17 protein-coding genes are annotated in these 18,508 nt (G+C 38.4%); 11 read left to right on the top strand and 6 right to left on the bottom strand.

Annotated features, from left to right (window positions below; genetic code table 11):
- Positions 1 to 313 precede the first annotated feature (313 nt).
- Genes MT391_RS19400 through MT391_RS19410 form a run of 3 tightly spaced genes read left to right on the top strand, consistent with a single transcriptional unit; the run spans position 314 to position 4,407 of the window.
- Positions 314 to 1,615 carry a cytochrome c gene (locus tag MT391_RS19400; protein ID WP_499499663.1) on the top strand — a complete coding sequence of 434 codons (1,302 nt, stop codon included), beginning with the start codon at positions 314 to 316 and terminating at the stop codon, positions 1,613 to 1,615.
- Between the two features lie 18 nt (positions 1,616 to 1,633).
- The gene (locus tag MT391_RS19405) at positions 1,634 to 2,107 is read left to right on the top strand and encodes a (2Fe-2S)-binding protein (protein WP_166373130.1); all 474 of its coding nucleotides are present in this window, start codon (positions 1,634 to 1,636) and stop codon (positions 2,105 to 2,107) included.
- Positions 2,104 to 4,407 carry a xanthine dehydrogenase family protein molybdopterin-binding subunit gene (locus MT391_RS19410; protein WP_499499665.1) on the top strand — a complete coding sequence of 768 codons (2,304 nt, stop codon included), beginning with the start codon at positions 2,104 to 2,106 and terminating at the stop codon, positions 4,405 to 4,407. The genes MT391_RS19405 and MT391_RS19410 overlap by 4 nt, the downstream gene beginning before the upstream one ends.
- Before the next feature lie 117 nt (positions 4,408 to 4,524).
- Here MT391_RS19410 and MT391_RS19415 read toward each other — a convergent pair whose 3' ends face one another.
- The 4 genes from MT391_RS19415 to MT391_RS19430 all read right to left on the bottom strand — a co-directional run bounded on the left by MT391_RS19415 (position 4,525) and on the right by MT391_RS19430 (position 8,175).
- The gene (locus MT391_RS19415) at positions 4,525 to 5,217 is read right to left on the bottom strand and encodes a nucleotidyltransferase family protein (protein ID WP_499499666.1); all 693 of its coding nucleotides are present in this window, start codon (positions 5,215 to 5,217) and stop codon (positions 4,525 to 4,527) included.
- Positions 5,218 to 5,343: 126 nt separating this feature from the next.
- On the bottom strand, positions 5,344 to 6,345 hold the full coding sequence (locus tag MT391_RS19420) for an XdhC family protein (RefSeq protein ID WP_499499668.1): 1,002 nt from the start codon (positions 6,343 to 6,345) through the stop codon (positions 5,344 to 5,346).
- Positions 6,346 to 6,608: 263 nt separating this feature from the next.
- Positions 6,609 to 7,181 carry an acyl-CoA thioesterase gene (locus tag MT391_RS19425; protein ID WP_205963123.1) on the bottom strand — a complete coding sequence of 191 codons (573 nt, stop codon included), beginning with the start codon at positions 7,179 to 7,181 and terminating at the stop codon, positions 6,609 to 6,611.
- Positions 7,182 to 7,599: 418 nt separating this feature from the next.
- Positions 7,600 to 8,175: an acetate uptake transporter gene (locus MT391_RS19430; protein ID WP_346774375.1), complete on the bottom strand. Its 576-nt coding sequence runs from the start codon at positions 8,173 to 8,175 to the stop codon at positions 7,600 to 7,602.
- Positions 8,176 to 8,474: 299 nt separating this feature from the next.
- Here MT391_RS19430 and MT391_RS19435 point away from each other — a divergent pair, with 299 nt between their 5' ends.
- From MT391_RS19435 to MT391_RS19455, 5 genes are all read left to right on the top strand, one after another.
- Positions 8,475 to 9,242: an ABC transporter ATP-binding protein gene (locus MT391_RS19435; RefSeq protein WP_166373135.1), complete on the top strand. Its 768-nt coding sequence runs from the start codon at positions 8,475 to 8,477 to the stop codon at positions 9,240 to 9,242.
- A gap of 114 nt (positions 9,243 to 9,356) precedes the next feature.
- Positions 9,357 to 10,130: an ABC transporter substrate-binding protein gene (locus MT391_RS19440; protein WP_166373136.1), complete on the top strand. Its 774-nt coding sequence runs from the start codon at positions 9,357 to 9,359 to the stop codon at positions 10,128 to 10,130.
- Between the two features lie 145 nt (positions 10,131 to 10,275).
- Positions 10,276 to 11,016 carry an ABC transporter permease gene (locus MT391_RS19445; protein ID WP_166373137.1) on the top strand — a complete coding sequence of 247 codons (741 nt, stop codon included), beginning with the start codon at positions 10,276 to 10,278 and terminating at the stop codon, positions 11,014 to 11,016.
- A 2-nt stretch (positions 11,017 to 11,018) separates the two neighbouring features.
- Positions 11,019 to 11,693: an ABC transporter permease gene (locus MT391_RS19450; protein ID WP_499499670.1), complete on the top strand. Its 675-nt coding sequence runs from the start codon at positions 11,019 to 11,021 to the stop codon at positions 11,691 to 11,693.
- Positions 11,694 to 11,995: 302 nt separating this feature from the next.
- Positions 11,996 to 12,187 carry a TIGR02450 family Trp-rich protein gene (locus tag MT391_RS19455; protein ID WP_499499672.1) on the top strand — a complete coding sequence of 64 codons (192 nt, stop codon included), beginning with the start codon at positions 11,996 to 11,998 and terminating at the stop codon, positions 12,185 to 12,187.
- 136 nt (positions 12,188 to 12,323) lie between these two features.
- Here the strand turns inward: MT391_RS19455 and MT391_RS19460 are convergent, their stop codons facing one another.
- Positions 12,324 to 14,153 carry an ABC transporter ATP-binding protein gene (locus MT391_RS19460; RefSeq protein ID WP_499442141.1) on the bottom strand — a complete coding sequence of 610 codons (1,830 nt, stop codon included), beginning with the start codon at positions 14,151 to 14,153 and terminating at the stop codon, positions 12,324 to 12,326.
- Between the two features lie 216 nt (positions 14,154 to 14,369).
- On the opposite strand from MT391_RS19460, the gene MT391_RS19465 reads away from it, so the two are divergent.
- Positions 14,370 to 15,404 carry an adenosine deaminase gene (locus MT391_RS19465; RefSeq protein ID WP_166373140.1) on the top strand — a complete coding sequence of 345 codons (1,035 nt, stop codon included), beginning with the start codon at positions 14,370 to 14,372 and terminating at the stop codon, positions 15,402 to 15,404.
- A 193-nt stretch (positions 15,405 to 15,597) separates the two neighbouring features.
- Here MT391_RS19465 and MT391_RS19470 read toward each other — a convergent pair whose 3' ends face one another.
- Positions 15,598 to 16,053 (bottom strand): Lrp/AsnC family transcriptional regulator, encoded by a 456-nt coding sequence (locus MT391_RS19470; RefSeq protein ID WP_166373141.1) that lies wholly within the window; start codon positions 16,051 to 16,053, stop codon positions 15,598 to 15,600.
- 148 nt (positions 16,054 to 16,201) lie between these two features.
- Between MT391_RS19470 and MT391_RS19475 the strand changes: the two genes are divergently transcribed.
- Together MT391_RS19475 and MT391_RS19480 are read left to right on the top strand one after the other, a co-directional pair.
- Positions 16,202 to 17,116 (top strand): DMT family transporter, encoded by a 915-nt coding sequence (locus MT391_RS19475; protein WP_499499674.1) that lies wholly within the window; start codon positions 16,202 to 16,204, stop codon positions 17,114 to 17,116.
- Between the two features lie 21 nt (positions 17,117 to 17,137).
- Entirely contained in the window at positions 17,138 to 18,313 is a 1,176-nt protein-coding gene (locus MT391_RS19480) for an amino acid aminotransferase (protein ID WP_499499675.1), read from the top strand.
- Positions 18,314 to 18,508: the final 195 nt, after the last annotated feature.

Consider the following 18,508-nt stretch of genomic DNA (forward strand, 5'->3'; position numbering starts at 1 on the left):
TAATTTTTACATCTAAATGATAACGAATATTATTACTTTGTTATTCATTACTGACTTGCACTGTCGAGTCTTTAACTCTTATTAGATATTCAAACATGTAATACGCTAATCAGTTAACTTGTTAAGTGATTACTGGCCTCTGAAGGTTGCTTTCACATTTTATTAACATTAAAATTAGCGTCGATTATAGGTTTTATTGTCTCAAATCATGGTAAATAATTTTTACATCAATATTACCTGTAATACGAAGTCAAACAGGGAATGTTAGTTCACTCTCTGCCCCCCGAAATATTTTTAAATAAGGCAATGTAATATGCTAAAACGTATTGTTTATGGCGTATCTGGCGCAGTAATTATTGGACTTGGTTTATTCAGCTTTTATGCTTGGAACCCCTCTATTGATCCAATAACCCCTCCAGTTAAGAGTGATTATTCCCCACAAGTTATTGAGCAAGGCAAAGTACTTGCAGCTGCCGGTTATTGCAGTACTTGTCATACACCCACAGGTGGTACACCTTACGCAGGTAACTACGAAATGCACACTGAGTTTGGTACGATTTATTCGAGTAATATCACGCCAGATGTTGAAACAGGTATTGGTAGTTGGTCTGAGGAAGCTTTTAATCGTGCTATGCGCAGTGGTGTAAGCCGTGATGGGCATCATTTATTACCAGCATTTCCTTTTGAGCACTTTAATAAAATGACTGACCAAGATATTCGCGCTATTTATGCTTATATCATGACCTCAGTGCCAGCAGTTAATCAAGTCAAAAAAGAAAATGGCATTCCATTCCCGCTTAATATTCGTTGGTTACAAGCTGGTTGGAAGTTGTTATTTGCCGATAGCGATGCATTTAAAGTTAATGAAAAAAAATCTGAGCAATGGAATCGTGGTGCTTATTTAGCTGAAGGTATTGCACACTGTGGCGCATGTCATACACCGCGTAATGCGCTTGGTGGTGAAAAATACGACCAAATGTATCAAGGTGCGGATATTGATGGTTGGATAGCTCCTTCATTAACGGCAACAAGTACTTCCCCGATCCCTTGGCGTGCGCAGGATTTTTATGAATACTTAACTACGGGTAACTCACCTTATCATGGGAGTGCTGCAGGTCCGATGGCTCCGGTAATGCACAAAGGTTTATCTGCACTGCCTGAGCAGGATGTACGAGCGATTAGTTTGTATTTTGCTGACCATAGCGGCGCTAATGAAAGTGATGATCCTGCTGCTAATGCTAATTTACAAACTGCTATTGCTGCGCAACATACCCAAACTGATCTTCGTATTGATGAAGGTGCTCGCTTATATGCAACGGCTTGCCAAGCTTGTCATTACAGCAGTGAAGAACTCGTTAAAGGTCGTCCATTATTAACACTAGGTTCAGCAACTCACCTTGAACAACCAACTAACTTGGTTAACGTAATATTAGATGGTGTGCGCAGCGATCAAGGTATAAGTGGTGTTGTGATGCCTGGGTTCCGTGATGCATTAAGCGATCAAGATATTAGTGCAATCGCAGCATATTTACGTCAATCGGCAGGCCAAGAGGCTTGGCCTGAATTGCAACAGAAAGTAACTGAAATCCGCAATCAACCTCGATTTGAGCAATAATTCACAGGAGAAGTGACAATGGCAAAATTTATTTTAAACGGCGAAGCAAAAACTGCCGATGTAGAAAGCGATACTCCTTTACTGTGGGTTATTCGTGACGAACTTAATATGACAGGTACTAAATTTGGTTGTGGTATTGGAACTTGTGGCGCTTGTACCGTCCATGTAGGTGGACGTGCGACACGTTCATGTATTACACCGATTTCGTCAGTGGAAGGTGCTGAAATAACAACTATCGAAGGGTTGTCAGAAAAAGACGACCATCCATTACAAATTTCATGGAAAAATCTTCAAGTGCCACAGTGTGGTTATTGTCAATCGGGTCAAATCATGCAGGCCGCAGCATTATTAAAAGATATTCCTAAACCGACGGATAAAGATATTGATGCGGTGATGGGCGGTAACTTATGTCGTTGTATGACTTATGTACGTATCCGCAGTGCTATTCATGAAGCTGCAAATGCCATTGAAATTAAAGGAGTGCAATCATGAGTAGATTACCTAAACGTGGTTCACCGAGCATTACCCGCCGTGGTTTTTTAATTGGTATGACAGCGGTTGGTATCAGCTTTGGTTTTCCTCGTCATTTGATGGCGGCAATGGATCCTGCAAGTGCTGACGGTAAAGTGTTACCAAGTGAAGGCGATATTTATGAACCTTCATTGTGGTATTCCATTGATACTGCCGGCAAAATTAAAGTCAATATTATGCGCTCAGAAATGGGTCAGCACGTTGGTACTGCGATTGCTCGTATTTTAGCTGATGAGCTAGAAGCCGACTGGGATGATGTTGAAATTATTCATGTTGATAGTGACCCTCGTTGGGGTTTCATGGTCACTGGTGGTAGTTGGTCTATTTCACAAAGTTGGCCAGTTTACCGTCAAGCGGGTGCCGCAGGTCGTACAGCGTTAATTGAAGCAGCAGCTAAAAAGTGGGGGATTGCAGCAAAAGACTGTAAAGCCAGTAACGGTAAAATTATCTCAAGTAAAGGTGAGCTTTCCTTTGGTGAATTAGTGTCCTTAGGTTTAACTCGTCAGTTTACCGAAGAAGAGTTAAAAACATTACCGCTTAAACCAAATCAAGATCTTAAGCTAGTAGGGCAACAAGTGACGTCGCTTGACGTAGCTAACAAAACCAATGGTAAAACTATCTATGGTATTGACGCTAAAGTCGATGGCATGGTGTATGCGAACCCTATATTACCCCCAACGCGTTATGGCGCTAAAGTTGTTTCATTTGATGACTCAGCAGCAAAAGCTGTCAAAGGTTACCAAAAAACAATCGTATTAGAAGATGCTAGTGGCAGCGTACCTGGTTGGTTAATGGTGATCGCTAGTAGTTTCATTGCAGCACAAAAAGCATCAAAATTAGTGAAAGTTACCTGGGATGCGGGCAAAACAGTTGATGTCTCTGAAGCAGATATCATCGCCCATGGTAAAACGTTACTTGATGATGCAAGTAAAGGCGGTATTTTAGATACGGGTAATGTAAAAACTGAGCCTGTTTTTGAGAGTGCCAGCAGTTCTATTGCTCATGAATATATTACTAGCACTGTATTGCATGCACAAATGGAGCCTTTGAATGCGTTAGTATTTAAAAATCCAGATGGCATATGGGAAATACATTCAGGTTGTCAGTGGCAGTCGCTTACTTTGCCTGTATTAGCGACTGCGTTGGGTGAAGATGCCGCAAATATTGTGATCCGTACCTATATGTTAGGCGGTGGTTTTGGGCGAAGACTGAATGGTGATTATACGATCCCTGCTGCGCTAACCTCTAAAGCATTAGGCGGTAAGCCAGTTAAAATGATATTGATGCGCCCGCAAGATATGTTATTTGATAGTGCGCGATCTGCTTCTGTTCAACAATTAAAAATGGCCTTTGATGATAACAAAGCGGTGACTGCCATGGAACATCACGCAACCGCAGGCTGGCCAACGCAGGAATTAGCACCTGGTTTTATGCCTAAAGGTATAAATGGCGAGGTTTATGATCCCTTTGCAATTGCAGGCGCAGATCATTGGTATAGCGTTGGCGCACAAAAAGTACGTGCTGTTTCAAATGACTTAGCAATGGCGACTTTTAGACCGGGCTGGTTGCGTTCAGTTGGGCCGGGCTGGACTGGTTGGGCGGTGGAAAGCTTTATGGATGAAGCCGCGCATCATGCCGGTAAAGATCCGTTGCAGTTCCGTTTGGATATGCTCATTGCTGAAGGGCGAAATGCAGGCAATAATGCGGTTTCTGAGGGTGGTGCTGCACGTCAGGCTGCGGTACTTAAAAAAGCTGCTGATATGATTGGTTGGGGCACTGAACAAGCTCAAGATACAGGACTTGGTATTGCTTCTACCTTTGGTCAAGAACGAGATATGCCTACGTGGGTTGCCTGTGCTGTTAAGGTCCATGTGGATAAAAGTAATGGTCTTGTCAATGTTCAAAAGTTAGTGATTGCCATTGATGCCGGTATTATTGTTGATCCAAATGGTGCGGAAGCGCAATGTCAGGGTGCTGCATTATGGGGATTATCAATGGCCCTATACGAAGGAACTGAGTTGCTTAATGGTCAGTACAAAGATACAAACTTTGATACTTATACGCCTTTACGTTTAGGCCAAACACCAGAAGTTCAGATTGAGTTTATTGCCAGTAAAATGCCACCATCGGGGCTAGGCGAGCCAGCTGTAACACCTGTTGCACCTGCAATCGCTAATGCAATCTATCAAGCTGTGGGGGTACGTTTACGTAAAATCCCAATGCGTCCGAGTGAATTAAAAAGTGCTTTAGCAAAAGCATAATTTATTGTTCAACCATGTGATTTAAAAACCCGATTTTTCGGGTTTTTTTATTTGAACTGTTAGTGGTTATTTAACGTTTTTATTTAAGTTAGTGACTGATTTAACTTAATGACTTATTTAAGTTAGCGACTGATTTAACTTGGATTCTTGCCATTTCAAAAGGTCATTTTGAGTGTCAATATCATTAATGGCACTGGGTAAATCTAAACAAGTTAATTGTTTATTGTGTGCTAATTGTTGTAATAAAGGTTTGGCTCCTTTGTCGCCATTAAGCTGCGCTAAAGCTGAAAACTGATCGGCAGTAAATAGTGCTGGAACTCCTAACTGCGATTGGTATGAGGCACAAATACTGTGTCTTTTTAATATCCAAAGATCAGCTAACTTTACATAGTCGCTATAACTCACGCCAATATGGTCAGCAAGGGCTAATATTAAGTCGCTAGCATTCGTTGATATCGCATCTTTAACACCTACTTTAATAGATGTTGATAAACCCTGTTCACTTTGTTTATTGATTATAAAAACCGTCGATTTGGGCAGTAGTGCACTTAATTCCTTGTGGTGAGAGCCGAGTACAACAACCACTCGACTATTGATGTTGTTGGCGATTAAATAATCTGCCAAATAGTTTAATTTATCTAAACTATGCAGTAATAACGGCTGCTCGATTAAAGTGCCATGCGCATTAAAGTCAATAATCGGTTGGGCTAATTTAATCCCCTTGAATCGACTACTTTTACCTGCCGCCAATAACACTAAGGTTATGGTTTTTTGGGGGGCATTACTTATCGCTTCTATTATTGTATCCACAACACTCCACTACTCTTGATTGATGAACTTTTCTTTATTGCTGCTATTAAAGTAACCACAACACTTAACTGGATTTTATTGATGGAATTTGATTCATTACTTTTTAATTCAGTAACAGTAATAGCATCAGTTTAGTAATTGAGTACGTTGATGAAATACAGCATGGCACTCCGCTAATATACTTAATGCGATAGATTCCGGTAGTTCACCACCTATATTGAATCCCGCTGGCGCTGAAAAGAAACCTTTGAAGTCATTTAAGCTAATATTGGCTTTATTAAAAACTTGGTCGCGCCGATGTAGGGGACCTAATAAAGCGATATAGGCTTGGTTACTTTGACTAATTAATTTGAGTGCTAATGCATCCAAGCTTAAATTGTGTTGCATGACGATGACGCCATCAATATCTAGCAAGTGTTTCGTTCCTAATGCAGAAATAGGTTGTTTAATAATGTTGGTATCAGGAAAGTGATGTTGATGTGCATAACTCGATCGCTCATCAAACACGGTTACTTTCCAGCCTAACTGTATCGCCATCTTTGCTAAAGGTTGCGCATCTAACCCTCCACCGAAAATAGCGAGATGGAACCTTGTTCGACAGGGGATTTGGAGTACTGTCACATCAGAAGTATCGTTAGCTTTACCGTATGTACTTTTACTGAAATCATAATCAGTTTTGTTGGTAATTGGTATTACGTTTGCTGAAATAGAGGCGGCTTGAGAGCCTGTTTTTACTAAGGGCAAGTGATATTCGCAATTAGTCGATGTTAATGTTTCCATTAATGTTGATAAATGCAGATAGTTATTTTCAGCGGTAACGGGGATTAATAATAAATCAACAATACCACCGCAACCTAGTTGATAGCTTGCATCTGATTCATCACTTGCATCATAGGTGATATTAATCGCTTGGTCTTGCTGAATAGCACGTTGAGCATGTCGCAGTAAGTCGCCTTCTAAACAGCCACCGCTGACTAACCCGATACTTTTCCCTAAGGAATGAAATAACATCATTGCGCCGGTTTTGCGATAAGAGGAACCTTGAATCTTGGTAATGACAGCCAGAACCCATTTATCATTTGGGAATCTGTTCCACTGCGATAATAAATCTTCAATATGATGCGACATTTATTTCCTGTTTTATTTGGTCATGCTCTGATTGCTAAAATAGATACGGCTTAAAATACTGAAGACAATTTTAAGCTTTAACATTTTTATATCAAGGTTATTTAATGAGAAGAGTCGGTATGTAAGAAACAGTATTTAAGTCATTTAAAGCGTTACTTATTCCGAACTGAGGTTATTTAAAAAGGTTAAACCTGGGTCTATTCAGATTGGAAGGATCCTGACCGCAGCTTTAACCTCTTTAGCTGTTAGCTTTAAGTTATTTTTTAACTTGCTAGTAATTGCTTCTGCTGAGAGCGTTCTTTGGCTTCTTTTCTCGCATCTGAGCGTTTTTGTTTACGTTTTAGTGCAGCTGCAAAACGGTCTTTTTGTTTCTCTGTTTCACAAATGATCTGCGGAATTTGACGCGGTTTTCCTTCTGGATCTAAAGAAACAAAGGTCAGGTAAGCGGATGCAGTATGGCGAACTTCACCTGTTAATACTGACTCTGCTTCGATTCGAGCGCCAATTTCCATCGACGTTGAGCCAACAAAATTAACACTGGTTTTAATTCTAAGAATATCACCTACATATACTGGAGAGTGGAAGTCTAGGCGATCCAAAGAAACAGTTACGGCATTACCGCCAGTATGGCGCATTCCTACCATACAAGCAGTGTTATCGACTAGCTTCATTATTGAGCCACCGTGAACATTGCCTGCGATATTGGCATCAACATCCATCATCTGCTGAACAACAGTTATAGTGCTGAATGCAACTGTTTTGGGTTCCATATTATCTTCGATATAAGCGTCTGTTGGTCTAACTTGTTTTCTATCAATGGTTTTTACAGCTTTCATTGTTTTTCCTGATTTAAGGCCAGTATTAAAAAATCCTACTTAGTTAACAAAAAATAACCAACTAGTAAGATCTGCGTCACATTTTTAAGCATTGCTCCAGTCTAAATGTTTTTTAACAGAATTGTTAATTATTTGTTGCAGAATTTTTGTAGTGGATTGAAAGAAAAAGAATTATGTAGAAAAAATAAGCTATGTAGAACAAAAGATAAGAAGAAGAGAGTTAGAAGGTGGAAGTTAATGTAAAGCAAGTTTTACTGATATGCCATTTATTAACCTAGGGCATGGAAGTGATCTCTTTATGCTATTAGCAGCTTTTATTAGGTATAAAAAAACCGAGCGATAATGGCTCGGTTTATTAAAATTAAATTTAAAGCTGTTGTCGTACTAAAGCGAGTGCTAACTTTAAAAGCAATCGCGCTTATCGTTCGCCAATAGGTAAAACGGTGCGACCATATTGCTCATTGATCACTTCTGCCATTGCTAAGTAGATTGCGCTTAAACCACAAACAATGCCTTCATAACCAGCAATACGCCCAATTAACTCAGAACCTGTGAAATCACGGATAGCTAATAGGAAGAATAAAACCGTTAAGCTACCAAAGATAAATTGTAAAACACGGTTACCACGTAAAGTGCCTACAAACATAAATGCAGTAAACATGCCCCACATTACTAAGTACCAAGCCATAAATGCATGTGGTGTTGCTTGTGTTACGCCTTCATTACCTAATTGAGGAAATAATAGAAGTGCGACTAAGCTGATCCAGAAAAAACCGTATGATGTGAAAGCGGTTAATCCAAAAGTATTACCTTTTTTGAATTCTAAAATACCAGCGATGATCTGTGCAATACCACCGTAACATAAACCCATAGCAAGGATCATGGCACTGATTGGAAAGAAACCAGCATTGTGAATATTTAGTAAAACTGTAGTCATGCCAAAGCCCATTAGGCCTAATGGGGCAGGATTAGCGTAATTAATTGATTGTGACACTTCATGTACCTTTTTTGTATAATTTGTAAGAAATTGGGATCGCGCGCACGATAACATGCTCGACTTTTTTGTAAAGGAATATGTGAAAGTTTGGCCTAGCACTTGTTTTGCATCAATTTAACGGCGTTAATGCGTAGTTTTGAGATGTTTTTAGAAAATTAAAGGGAATTATTATATTGTACAACTTAAAAAATTGATGCAGAGTAAAGGTTTGCATTAATTTTATTAATTTTATTAATTTATTCTCCAAAATAGGTACAATAAATAATGAATCCAACTATCAATAATGAATATTAGCAATGACAGCACCTACTCTCTCGATTAGAAACCTACATAAATCCTTCGCGGATAATCAAGTATTAAAAGGTATCGACTTAGAAGCTCATCAAGGTGATGTGATCTCTATTCTTGGTGCATCTGGCTCAGGGAAAAGTACTTTATTACGTTGTGTTAATTTACTTGAAACACCGACGTCAGGGGATATTTTGGTTAATGGTGAATTAATCAAAATGAAGATGGATAAAAAACGTGGTGCTATTCCTGCATCTATTAAACAAGTTGAACGTATTCGTAGTCGTTTAGCGATGGTTTTTCAAAGTTTTAATCTTTGGTCACATTTGTCGGTTCTTGAAAATGTCATCGAAGCCCCTGTGCATGTACTCGGGGTACCTAAAAAAGAAGCCATTGTAAAAGCAGAAGCTTTATTACAACGTGTTGGCTTATATGAACGTAAAGATTATTATCCAGGCCAGCTTTCTGGTGGACAACAACAACGTGTTGCTATTGCGCGGGCGTTAGCGGTTGAACCGGAAGTGATGTTATTTGATGAACCGACTTCCGCACTTGATCCTGAATTAGTCGGTGAAGTGTTAACCGTTATGCGTGATTTAGCCGAAGAAGGCCGCACCATGTTAGTGGTCACACATGAAATGGCTTTTGCACGAGACGTATCAAATAAAGTATTATTTTTACACCAAGGTTTAGTGGAAGAACAAGGTAAGCCTGAAGATATCTTTCAGAATCCTTCATCGGAACGTTTTAAGCAGTTTATCTCTACTGTTTATTAGATGAGACTGCTAAACGTTTAATTAAAATAAGTGCTTAACTAAAGCGGTTAATGTTATAAATCAATTTAGTAAAAATTTTTAAAACAGCTATCTATCATAATATAAGGAAATACAATGAAAAAAATCAGCCTACTAATCGCATTATTTGCTTTTGCATTTAATTCGGCACAAGCAAAAGAATGGAAACAAATACGTATTGGTGTTGAAGGTGCATACCCTCCATTTAGTAAAACAGAAGAAGACGGCAGTGTTACTGGGTTTGATATCGATATCGCTAATGCGTTATGTGATGAATTGGGTGCAAAATGTACGTTAGTAAAACAAGATTGGGATGGTATTATTCCGGCGCTTAAAGCACGTAAATTTGATGCAATTATTGCGACAATGGATATTACTGAAGAGCGTTTGAAACAAGTGGCTTTCACTAATAAATACCAACATATTCCAGCACGTTTTACTGCTGTTAAAGGGGCTGCATTTGAAGCGACTGATGCGTTCATGAAAGGTAAAAACATTGGTGTTCAACGTGCAACAACAATGGATTTATACATCTCAGATAATTTCCCTTCTGCAAAAATTAAACGCTACGGTACCTTTGATGAAGCATACTTAGATTTAAAAGCGGGCCGCCTTAATTATGTTATCGCTGACTCTGCCTCTATCTCTGAAGGGTTATTAGCAAAAAAAGGTGGCGACAAGTTTGAGTTTGTTGGTCCTAAACTAAATGATCCTAAATGGTTTGGTCACGGTGCAGGTATTGCCGTTCGTAAACAAAACAAGGATTTAGTTGAGCAATTAAACAAAGCGATTGCTGCAATCCGCGCTAACGGTACTTATAAAACGATTCAAGATAAATACTTCTCTTTCGATGTATACGGTCAAGAATAAACGTTATCACGGTTAATTTTTTAACCTGAGCGTTAAAATAGAAAGGATGACGCACAACCTTTTATATGTTGTCTCATCCTTTTTTGTTATGCCAGTGCTATTAATTACGTATTAGTGGATTGGAATTAAATAAAAAGAAGTTTATATGTTTTCTTTATACGGTTACCAAGAAATATTTCTAGAAGGAGCATGGCTAACACTGCAAGTAGCCTTGTTATCTTTATTATTAGCTGTTTTCTTAGGGTTAATAGCAGCACTCGCTAAGCTGTCTCATTCTATTATATTAACCAGCATTGCGACGCTGTATACGACTATTATTCGTGGTATTCCAGATCTTATCTTAATGTTGATTATTTTCTTTGGTGGGCAAGTGTTAATTAATGACACCAGCTATAACCTTAACGAATGGTTTAACGAAGTAGCGACAAATTATTATCCTGACCACGAATGGACAGCATATTTACCTGACTATATTGATATTAGCCCTTATATTGCAGGTATTGTGACTATCGGTTTTATCTTTGGTGCGTATATGGCAGAAACCTTCCGCGGCGCTATTTTATCGGTAGAAAAAGGGCAATTAGAAGCGGCAACAGCTTATGGCATGAATAAATATAAACGTTTTTCACGTGTGATGTTCCCTCAGATGATGCGCCATGCATTACCTGGCTTGGGTAACAACTGGTTAGTATTATTAAAAACAACGGCATTAGTGTCGATCATCGGTTTACAAGATATGGTTAAAATTGCAGGTGATGCGTCTGGTTCTACTCAAAAACCTTTCACTTTCTATCTAGTGGTAGCGCTAATCTTCCTATTTTACACTGCTGTTTCTACCTCTGTCTTAAAATGGGCCGAGCGTAAATATAGTATACAAACGAGGTAAGTATGGATTTTTCAATCATTGTTAATGAATACCCGTTTTACTTACAAGGTTTGTGGACAACAACTTGGTTAGTGGCAGTCTCATTATTGATAGGCTTAGTGATTGCGATACCTGTTGGTATTTTACGTAGTCATTCAAACTGGTTCATTAAAGGGCCTATTTGGGCTTATATGTATTTTTTTCGTGGTTCGCCATTGTTGGTACAATTATTTTTGATCTATTACGGTGTTGCACAATTTGATGCGATACGTGAAAGTTGGATGTGGTATTACTTTCAAGAAGCTTGGTTTTGTGCATTACTCGCTTTTTCATTAAATACAGGGGCTTACACTGCTGAGATTGTACGTGGTGTGATAGGAACAATGCCGCTTGGTGAATTAGAAGCCGCTAAAGCTTATGGTATGAGTCGTTGGCAAACACTTAAGCGTATTACTTTACCTAATTCATTACGCCGTGCTTTACCGGCTTACAGTAACGAAATTATTTTTATGATACACGGCAGTGCGATTGCAGGTGTGGTGACGATTGTTGATATTACCGGTGCTGCTCGTGTTGTTAATGCTCGTTATTATGCGCCTTTTGAAGCTTATCTAGCAGCTGGTTTGTTATATATGTGCTTAACATTTTCTGTTATTTACTTATTTAAGCTGTGGGAAAAAAGCTATCAGCATCAATAATTAATAATGAAGGTCTAAAGGCTATTGTTTGTAATCAGTAGCCTTTTTACTTTCTATCTATTTGTATTTCCTTGCCTGTTGTTTCTTCTCTTTTCCTGTGTTTTATTTTAAGCTCAATGAGATGCTATTTTTCATAGCAATTTTATTTATTGAATTTGTTTAACTTAATGTTTCTGGTTTAAATTTAGGTTTTTATTTAAGTTCAAGCTTTTTATCTAAATTTAAGTTGTGCCTAGTCGCTGCAATAGACTATTACCTTTACTGAGAAGGAGTTTCCCATTAATAAAATTAACCCGCAAAAATTGCTTAATAGTAAATGGACTGCCGTTAAACCACTCAACAAAGAAAAGCACTTTCTGATCACTGATGTTGATTTTGACGAGCAGGGCAATGTTATTTTTTGTTTATTAGAAGCGATTATTTCTCATCGTGAAACAGAAATTAGTTGGCGTGATCTGCAAGATTCAGAATGTTGGTTACAGGGCTGGAAGTAACTGAAAGCGCTATCTAATGATGTAGTATACCCGTTATCAATCGAGGTGCATTTTGACTGATAACGGGGTAAAACGAGCCGCCTTTAATTGGCTATATGTGCGTTAATTGTGCAACTTATATTAATTAATGACGTGATTAATCACACCCTAAAAATCCACCCGTTTGGTGTGCCCATAGTTGTGCATAAACGCCTTTTTGTTCAATTAACTGTTGATGACTACCTTGTTCAATAATCTGTCCTTTATCTAATACAATGAGGCGATCCATCGCGGCGATAGTTGATAGACGATGTGCAATCGCAATAACCGTTTTACCTTGCATTAACTCATATAAACTTTCTTGTATCGCTGCTTCCACTTCAGAATCTAATGCAGAGGTCGCTTCATCCAATACTAGAATAGGGGCATCTTTTAATAATACGCGTGAGATAGCAATACGTTGGCGTTGACCGCCTGACAATTTCACTCCTCGTTCACCGACTTGTGCATCGTAACCAGTATTGCCTTCACTATCCGTTAAGGTAGAGATAAATTCATGCGCCTGTGCTTGCTTAGTCGCTTTTAATAACTCTTCTTCAGTTGCATCGGGGCGACCATAAAGAATGTTTTCGCGAATAGAGCGATGTAATAAAGATGTATCCTGTGTCACCAAACCGATTTGTAATCGTAAACTTTCTTGCTGAACATCTTTAATATCTTGGCCATCGATAATGATCTGACCTTTTTCAACATCATAAAAGCGTAACAATAGATTCACTAATGTTGACTTACCTGAGCCTGAACGGCCTACAAGTCCTATTTTTTCGCCAGGTTTGATATTTAGGTCTAGGTTTTCAATGACACCTTTACTCTCACCATAATGAAAACTCATCTGTTTAAAGTAGAGATTACCTTCACTCACCACTAATGGTTTCGCGTCTTTTTTGTCTTCAATAATATTAGGCTTCGCTAAGGTATTCATGCCGTCAGTCACTGTGCCTATGTTTTCAAATAAAGCACTAAACTCCCACATGATCCACTGTGACATGCCGTTTAAACGTAATGCTAAACTGATAGCGATAGCGATAGCACCCACTGAAATAGCGCTTTGCATCCATAGTGAGATAGACAAAGCCGTTATCGCAAAGGCTAATACATAGTTAGAGATTTGCACACTGACATTAATCCCCGTTGCCAAACGCATTTGTCGATAAACTGTATCTAAAAATCCTTTCATTCCTTGTTTGGCATAAGCCGATTCAGAGTCCGTATGCGCAAATAGTTTTACTGTTGATATATTGGTGTAACTATCAACAATTCGCCCCGTCATGGTTGAGCGGGCATCTGCTTGCTCTGTTGCTACTTTTCTTAGGCGCGGAATAAAGTAATACTGTATGCAGATATATATAACCATCCATACCAACATTGGAATCGCCAACCGGTAATCGGCTTTTGCAATCATCACCACCATGGAAATAAAGTACACTAAAACATAAACCATCACGTTTAGTAGCTTCATTACGGTTTCACGTACGGCCAGCGCTGTTTGCATGACTTTAGTGGCTATTCGTCCGGCAAAATCATCTTGATAAAAAGACACGCTTTGCTTTAACAAATAGCGATGTGCAAACCAACGGATCGACATCGGATAATTGCCTAACAAAACTTGATGTACGATCAAAGAATGTATAATAGTTAAGACAGGAATTAATACTAAAACCATTAAGGACATAAACAATAATTTTTGCCCTTCATCTACTAATAACGTCTCTGGATTTTTAGTGATTAACCAGTCGACGAGTTGTCCCATGAACCCAAATAAAGACACTTCCAATATAGCTAAAATAGCTGTTAGTAAGGTCATAAAGAAAAGTGCCGTTTTATAACCCTTTGTATAGTGCATGCAAAAGGCAACGAGTGTATTTGGCGGCTGGGTTGGTTCTTGATCGTTTAGCGCAGGCACCAAACTTTCAAAAAATTTATACATGATAATTCCTTAAGTGTTGCAAAGTTTCTTATTAGTCTTTTAAAGTAAATCTTGGAGGGATGTTCATTGCAACGATGATAATGGTTAAGTTATACAAAACAAGCATTAATTACTGTAATGAATTTTTATCTATTTATTACAAGAATATAAGCTGCTTTAGTTTTTTATGTTGAAAAGTTCGCTATGCTTAACAGGTATCTAAACAAAGAGAAGATTATGCTACATTCAAAATTACCCTCAGAACATTGCTCTAACCCATTAAGTTGGTTATCTCAATTGCCAAAAGTTGAGTTACATTTACATTTAGAAGGTAGCTTAGAGCCGCAGATGTTGTTCGACTTAGCCGTGCGCAATCATATTAAGTTGCCCTATGAAAATGTCAGCGCGGTAAAAAAAGCATTCCAATTTACCAAGCTTCAAGATTTCTTGGATATCTATTATCAAGCTGCAAAAGTATTAGTCACTGAACAGGATTTCTATGATTTAACTTGGGCTTATTTACTGAAATGCAAAGAGCAGAATGTTTATCATGTTGAGCCTTTCTTTGATCCACAAACACACACTGAGCGTGGAATTGCTTTTAGTACCGTGATAACCGGAATAACGAGTGCGCTTGAAGATGCAGAAAAGCAACTAGGTATTAGTAGTGAATTGATCATGTGTTTTCTACGCCATTTAAGTGAGGAAGAGGCTTTTGCGACACTCACCTTAGCTGAACCCTATTTAGATAAAATTAAAGCGGTCGGGTTGGATAGTTCTGAGAAAGGGCACCCGCCTGAGAAATTTAGTCGTGTATTTGCTAAAGCGCGTCAATTAGGTTTACTAACGGTGGCTCATGCCGGTGAAGAAGGTCCCGCTGAATATATCTGGACTGCGATTAATGATCTTAAGGTGGCACGCGTTGACCATGGAGTGAATGCTATTCATGATCCTAAGTTGATTGATTACTTAAAAGAAAGCCAAATGCCATTAACGGTATGTCCATTATCGAATACAAAATTAAAAGTATTTTCAGATATGAGTGAACATACTATTCTAGATTTATTAAAGTTAGGGGTTTGTGTGACGGTTAATTCAGATGACCCCTCGTATTTCGGTGGTTATATGACGGAGAATTTTGAAGCATTAGCGACTTCGCTGAATATGAATCAAGAGCAAGCCAGAAAGTTAGTAGAAAATAGTATTGTGGCTAGCTTTTGTAATGATCATCGTAAGCAACAGTTATTTGCTTTATTACACCGCTATGTTTAATTTTTAAGTTGCCAACGCTCATTCTTTTATTGTTGAGCGTTACTTTTAGACTGCTTATTTGGCTTTAGTTACCTCAAATTGCTGTTTTTTATCTTTTGCCGAACAACAGCACATTTACTTCATAAATAGCCTTTTCAGGCTATTTTGAACACCATTGCTAGGTTTGAACAAATAGGTTGAAACATAAATAGCCTTAAACATAAATCGGTAAAGCCCGTTTGTCTGCTATCTTCCTTACTGCTAAATGCGTATGGATATCTTTAACGCTTTTAATTCGATGTAACTTATTAGTGAAAGCTTCATAACCAGCCAAGTTCTTGCTAACCACTTCTAATAGATAATCGTAACGACCAGATACGATATGTGCATTAATCACTTCATCCATATCAAGTAGTGCAGATTCAAAGACTTCAATTGTCTCTTCCTGATGCCTATTTAGGCTTACTTCTACAAAAAAGGTCATGGTAATACCCACGTGATTTTTATTTAAGTTCGCTTGGTAATCTTCAATATAACCATCGTCTTCTAGGCGTTTTAAGCGTCGTGCACAGGGAGAGGGCGATAAACCAACGCGATCCGCAAGATCTGCTGTTGATATACGTCCTTCATTTTGTAGTACAGCTAATATGTGACGATCTATTTTATCCATAACTTTCCTTGGTGTATTAAAGCGTGAATGTAAATATGTGCGCTTTAATCAGTTAATAATTTAGTTTTTAGAAGGTTGTTCGCCGAATAAGAGCTTTTATTTTAGTCAATAATACTACTTGAAACTCTAGTTGATAGGAAGTTATTGAATGAACAAGTTACAGCTGCTACAAGTAAATAAAGTCAATTACAGTGCTATGTCGCCATTAACTTATGGCTATTTAGCCATGCTAGTGGTGCTATTAATTTGGTCTGGTTTCTCATTGACGGTACGCAATATTGGCACATCTCCCCTTACTATCGCAGATGTTGCGTTGATTCGTTTCTCTGTACCATTAGTTTTATTAGCTCCCTGGTTTATCAAGCATCTTGCAGTGATTAAAAAAGTGAGAATATCAGACTTTTTGCTTATTTTATTAGGTGGAATACCTTTCCTCTTTTTAGCTTCCTTAGGCGCAAAAATAGTCCCTACTGCATACGTTGCAACGATACTTACCGGCACCCCTCCTTTTTTTGTGGCCATACTTTCTATGCTTTTTTATAAACAGGTTATTACTAAGCAACGGTTATTTATGCTTTCCCTGATATTAATAGGAGTGCTTATTATGGTTGCTGGATTAGCGGAACAATTATCGCTAGAAATATTCACTGGCATTGGATTTTTATTGTGTGCTAGTTTGTTATGGTCCACTTATACACTAGGGCTTAAACGAGCCGGTTTGAGTGCGCTTACCGTGGCCATTATTGTTTCTTATTTTTCATTCTTTATTATGCTGTTTTTAGTCTTGTCTGGTACTGTAGCAAGTAATTGGGGCTCTTTCTCACTGCAACAGGCGATGCCATTTTTATTAGTGCAAGGTATTGGTGTTGGCATCGTTGCAACTATTGGTTTTTCCTATGCAGTGAGTCAATTGGGGTCGGCTAAGTCATCTATAATAGGTGCTTTGTCGCCCGGTATAACCTCGTTGTTAGCGGTACCTATTTTTGATGAGCCTTTATCAATTGCTATTTTTTGTGGTCTTAGCCTGACCATAACAGGTGTTATTTTATCAAATCGTGTTTAATTTTATTTAAGGTATTCAATTATGTTAGAAAACTTACCTACCGTTCAAGGTGATCCCCTGTGGGCATTGTTACATCAATTTAATGCAGACCAACGAGATCACAAGATAGATATGCTGGTGGGCGTTTATCGCGATGAAACAGGCAAAACACCTGTTATGCAGCAAGTACAAAAAGCTGAAGTTAAACTAGCAACAGCTGCACAATCAAAATCTTATAAAATGTTGTCTGGTAACCTTGAGTTTAATGATCATATAGCTAAGTTTGTATTAGGTGACAGTGCGCAATTTTCTGACCCATGTACAATTCAAACCGTTGGTGGCTCTGGTGCATTAAGAGTGATTGCTGATTTTATAGCCGCTCTATCTCCTGATGCTGTGCTTTGGAATACCGACCCAGGTTATTTAAATCATCGTCCTATTATGGAAGGTGCAGGTTTAACGGTTAAACCCTTTCGCTGGCAGCATAAAGGGGGACTATTAGACATAGAAACTTGCTTTAAAGATTTAGAAAACGCTAAAGAAGGTGATATTTTATTATTACATGCGAGTTGTCATAATCCTTCTGGTGTGGACCCTTCATTAAAACAATGGCAACAATTTATTGATTTTTGTACAGCGAAAAAAATAATTCCTTTTATCGATATCGCTTACCAAGGTTTTGGCGATAGCCCTGAGCAAGATGCTGCGGGTTTAAGAATGTTTGTTGAACAGGTTGATCTGGTTTTAGTTGCAGCAAGTTGCTCAAAGAATATGGGGTTATACTGTGAACGTACAGGCGCAGCCATGGTGGTAGCAAAAGATCACTCTCAACATACAAAAATTCGTATGTTATTAGAACGTATCACCCGTATCAATTATTCTATGCCTCCTAACCATGGCTCTGCGATTGCATCGTTATTATTTTCAGATCCTAAACCTTGGTTAGCAGAGTTAACTGTGTGTAGAGAGCGTATTAATGATTTACGCAACGCATTAGGGAAATTATTAGCTGAAATGGGTGCACCTGACTCTTTTCAAGCGGTAACAAGGCAAAAAGGTATGTTTTCTTTATTACCTTTAACAGCAGAGCAGATGGACGTTCTACGTGATAAGTACGCAATATATGGCATGTTGAATGGAAGAATTAATATTGCAGGTTTAAAGCAAGAGCAAATTCAATATCTTGCTAGTGCATTAGTTGAAGTAAGCAAGGTTTAGTTTGATTTAACTCTGAGCGGTTAAATTAATATGATGATTTAAAAATCCCAGTGATAAACCTTATCATTGGGATTTTTTATTAGTGGGCTTTGTCCTCTATTTGTCCTCTATTATGCGCTTTCTATCACTTTCTTTAGATAAAGGGCTCTGTTCCATTACACTGTTGTCACCTATAAGCGGCGAGTAAAATTTGTT

It is taken from the genome of Vibrio sp. 1-Bac 57 (genome assembly GCF_037546855.1).
In the GTDB taxonomy this organism is placed as follows: Bacteria; Pseudomonadota; Gammaproteobacteria; order Enterobacterales; family Psychromonadaceae; genus Psychromonas.